Genomic DNA, 3,236 nt, shown 5'->3' with positions numbered 1-3,236 from the left:
CAGTGAGGTGTAATAATAGTTGTAGGCATCATAGGCGCATTCGGCTCATTCATAGGCGGGATCTTCAGCGTAATGATAGCAAGGTTGTTTCAGGTGCTTACAAAGGAAAGGTAAAGGCAAAGGTAGAGGTAAAGATTAATTAATATTTCTTCTTTTCTTTACCTTTTCCTTTACCTTCACCTGTCTTCCTATCCCTTATGGCATTTCCCGCAGTCCGTAACCGGCGTAGCTATGTTTCCGTTATGGCATGAGCCGCAGGTCTTGCCCTGATACATATCGTCCATCTTCATCTTTCCATAGGTCTTCTTCATGTCGAATAATTTCGGATGGCACGAATCGCAGGAGAATGCTGTTGTGTGGAACTTGTGGCTGAAGACCACGTTGCCGATACCGTCAACCTTGTATACGAGTTCCTTTTCGAAGCCCTTCATTTTATGGCACTTTGCACACTCGGAAGAAGCAAATGCCTTTTTGCCGTCATGACATGCACCGCAATATGCACCGCTATCAATGTCCTTCATGGTGACACGGGCAGCACCGGCGCTCATTAGGAATACCCCCGGATGGCACTCCTTGCAGTTGAACAGCTTTGCGTGAGCCTCGTGGTTGAACTTCGATGGTAAAACCGTCCTGTCAAAGGTGATCATCTTCATGCTGTGGCAGTTGCTGCAAATTTTCCTGTTAACCACCATGTGCCGATGCCCTCTTGGGTCATGGCACTGGTTGCAGTGATAGCCTGCATCCATATGCCTCTGGTGGGGGAATATGCCTTTCTGGGGTGGTGCAGAGAATTTCTGGTATGAGTGGCATTTAAAGCACGGCAGACTGCCCACTGCCTCATCTCTCGATATTATTTTTTCAGGGGCCTTTTCTGTCACTCCTTTTTCTGCCTTCTTCGGAGAACAGCCAAATATCAATGCGCTTATGGTTATAATCGCTACCAACCATCTCATTTGTTGTCCCCTTTGTCGCCGAATTCAAGTTTGTACTCAAGGGGGTGCTCGCGCTTCATATCCTCGATGGAGATCTTTCCTGTAATCCATGTCATGCTCATGGGGAATTTATTCCACTTCAGGTGCTCGTTGTAGAAGTGCCAGAAGAGTATGAAGACTATGGCAAGGAGGGCCTCATCGCTGTGCATGATCGAGATTACCTCCCATATCCAGTTCACGCTCCACGAAGGGAAGAAGTACGAGGACTGGACAGGGAATGCAAGGAAAAAACCAGAGAGACCGATAATCCCCATTCCCCAGAAGACCGCCCAGTAATCGAACTTATGTATATAGCTGAACCTGCCGAACTGCGGCTTCTCTTTGCCCAGACCGAGGAAGTACAGTATGTTTTTTACGGCATCCATTACATCCTTTGGCAGGGGAATAATGGTCGTGTCTTTACGGAGCTTCATCTTGCCTGTCGAAAGCATATATGCGAGATAAAGCACATGCCACGCAAAGTTCAGAAGCATTGTAATGCCTGCTATGCGATGCACTATACCTGCGTTCTTTGCTCCACCCCATATCTTTACCAGCCAGCTCGAATGCTCAACGGTCTGCTCCGGATATTTCAATGCCCATCCTGTGAATGAGAGCAGCAGGAATGTGGTAAAAAGAATTACATGCTGAATCCTCTCTATAGTATTGAAACGTAAATATTCCTTTGGAGTCTCTTTATTCATGATGTCCCTCCTTTCCCTTTCTTAAAACCTTATCCCTGATCTCGGAAATCGCATCGAGAATGACGTGGCCGACGATAAATGCAAATACGGACAATAGAAGAACTATCATTCCCTTTTCGAAATAGTATGGCACAGGATTGTCTTTCCCGTATGGTTTATGGGTGATTGCAGTGACAAACTTCTTTGTAGCGCCTTTATGGCACCTGCCGCAGGTCTCTGTCCTGTTATCCCATGCAACAGGAGACATGGGGTCTTCCCATTTCTTGATATCATGATATTTGTGGCAGTCAACGCATGTGGGGGCATTTGGATGTCCGATAACATATTTTTTGCCGTGAAAGCTTTCATAGTACCTTTCGAGTATATGGGTACTAAAGCCGTATTTCCTGGCGAGGCCTTCGTTTTCATGGCACTCACCGCAGGTCTTAACTATATTCTTTTTATTGATATGCGATGTAGCGGTATTTTTAGGCGTTATGTAATGAGGCGAACCGTGACAGTCTACGCATGAAGCACCGTCGGACTGCTTCTTCTGTATGACGTTGCTGCCGTGGATGCTCTGCTGCCATGATTTATAAATATCACCGTGACATTCGGAGCACGCAGCGAGGGCAACAGGATCTACCTTTGCCTTATGGGTCAGCTTGCTCGCCAGAGAAGCGATGCCTTGCGGGACATTCGTAATCCTTGCAGGTTCGTGTGGATTTGAACCGAATTGTTTATGACATGCAATACAATCAAAACCTCCGTGTACGGATTGTGAGTATTTCTCTCCGTCAACATTCACATCGATTAAAACGCCCTCTTCCGTACGGATCTTGCCCTTCATTGCGCTGTGGCATGCCAGACAGGTAAAGGTTTCTGCGCTTGCCGAATAAGTAAAACAGAGCAGGGGAATCCATAAGAGAGCCACTAAGAAAACCCTTTTCATGCGACCTCCCCAAAACCCTCTCAGAGATATAGCTATTAAAAATAGCAATAGATTATACATAAATGCTGGTGATTTTGGAAACAGAAAAAATACTAATTAGAACTTTAGGTGAACAGAAAGGCTCTTAAGAATATCCTCATGACTCCTCCTCATGATTATAAAGCTTTAGAAATACAGACATAGCGTTTGAATTTTATACATTCGCACGATGTCTTTGCACAGTTGTCTATCGTAAAATCAGAGCATTCAATGCACGGCGGTTTATCCTTAATGGTTCCTACAAGTTCTTTGTATAAGTCCACAAAGACATAATCTATGCTGCTCTTCTTGCAATCCCTGTTCTGCTCGGGTTTAGATACGTCTTGAGTCAAGTCGTAAGAAGGATACTGTAGAACCTCATCCAGCATCCCTTCAGTTATAATCTTATCCATTAAAGATAGGAACTTGTGCTTATTTGTTGACTTCATGCATTACCTCCCCAGGCAATGAAAAATTGAACTCAACCCACAAAAAAAGAGGGGGAAATCCCCCTCTTTTCTTATTTTGCCTTAGCAGCTGCCTCAGCAGCCTCTCTAACCTTTTTGGGCGCTGTGAGTGCCTCCACAAGATAACCCATCGCTGTTCCAGCTA

General features: G+C 45.3%; 4 protein-coding genes. All 4 read right to left on the bottom strand.

Annotated elements, in window-relative coordinates; translation table 11 throughout:
• Positions 1–188 precede the first annotated feature (188 nt).
• The 4 genes from V7L97_RS11820 to V7L97_RS11805 all read right to left on the bottom strand — a co-directional run bounded on the left by V7L97_RS11820 (position 189) and on the right by V7L97_RS11805 (position 3,073).
• Entirely contained in the window at positions 189–953 is a 765-nt protein-coding gene (locus V7L97_RS11820) for a cytochrome c3 family protein (RefSeq protein WP_333656228.1), read from the bottom strand.
• Positions 950–1,675, bottom strand: a complete 726-nt coding sequence (locus tag V7L97_RS11815; protein WP_333656226.1) for a formate dehydrogenase subunit gamma — start codon at positions 1,673–1,675, stop codon at positions 950–952. The genes V7L97_RS11820 and V7L97_RS11815 overlap by 4 nt, the downstream gene beginning before the upstream one ends.
• A complete protein-coding gene (locus V7L97_RS11810; protein ID WP_333656225.1) occupies positions 1,668–2,606 on the bottom strand; it encodes a cytochrome c3 family protein in 939 nt (312 codons plus the stop codon). Before V7L97_RS11810 ends, V7L97_RS11815 begins: the two co-directional genes overlap by 8 nt.
• Positions 2,607–2,761: 155 nt before the next feature.
• Complete coding sequence (locus V7L97_RS11805; protein WP_333656223.1) at positions 2,762–3,073, bottom strand: hypothetical protein; 312 nt, start codon at positions 3,071–3,073, stop codon at positions 2,762–2,764.
• Positions 3,074–3,236 lie beyond the last annotated feature (163 nt).

The sequence above is a fragment of the Dissulfurispira sp. genome (assembly GCF_036745535.1).
In the GTDB taxonomy this organism is placed as follows: Bacteria; Nitrospirota; Thermodesulfovibrionia; order Thermodesulfovibrionales; family Dissulfurispiraceae; genus Dissulfurispira.
The sequence above is the reverse complement of the archived record's forward strand: the minus strand, read 5'-3'. Positions and strand labels throughout refer to the sequence as shown.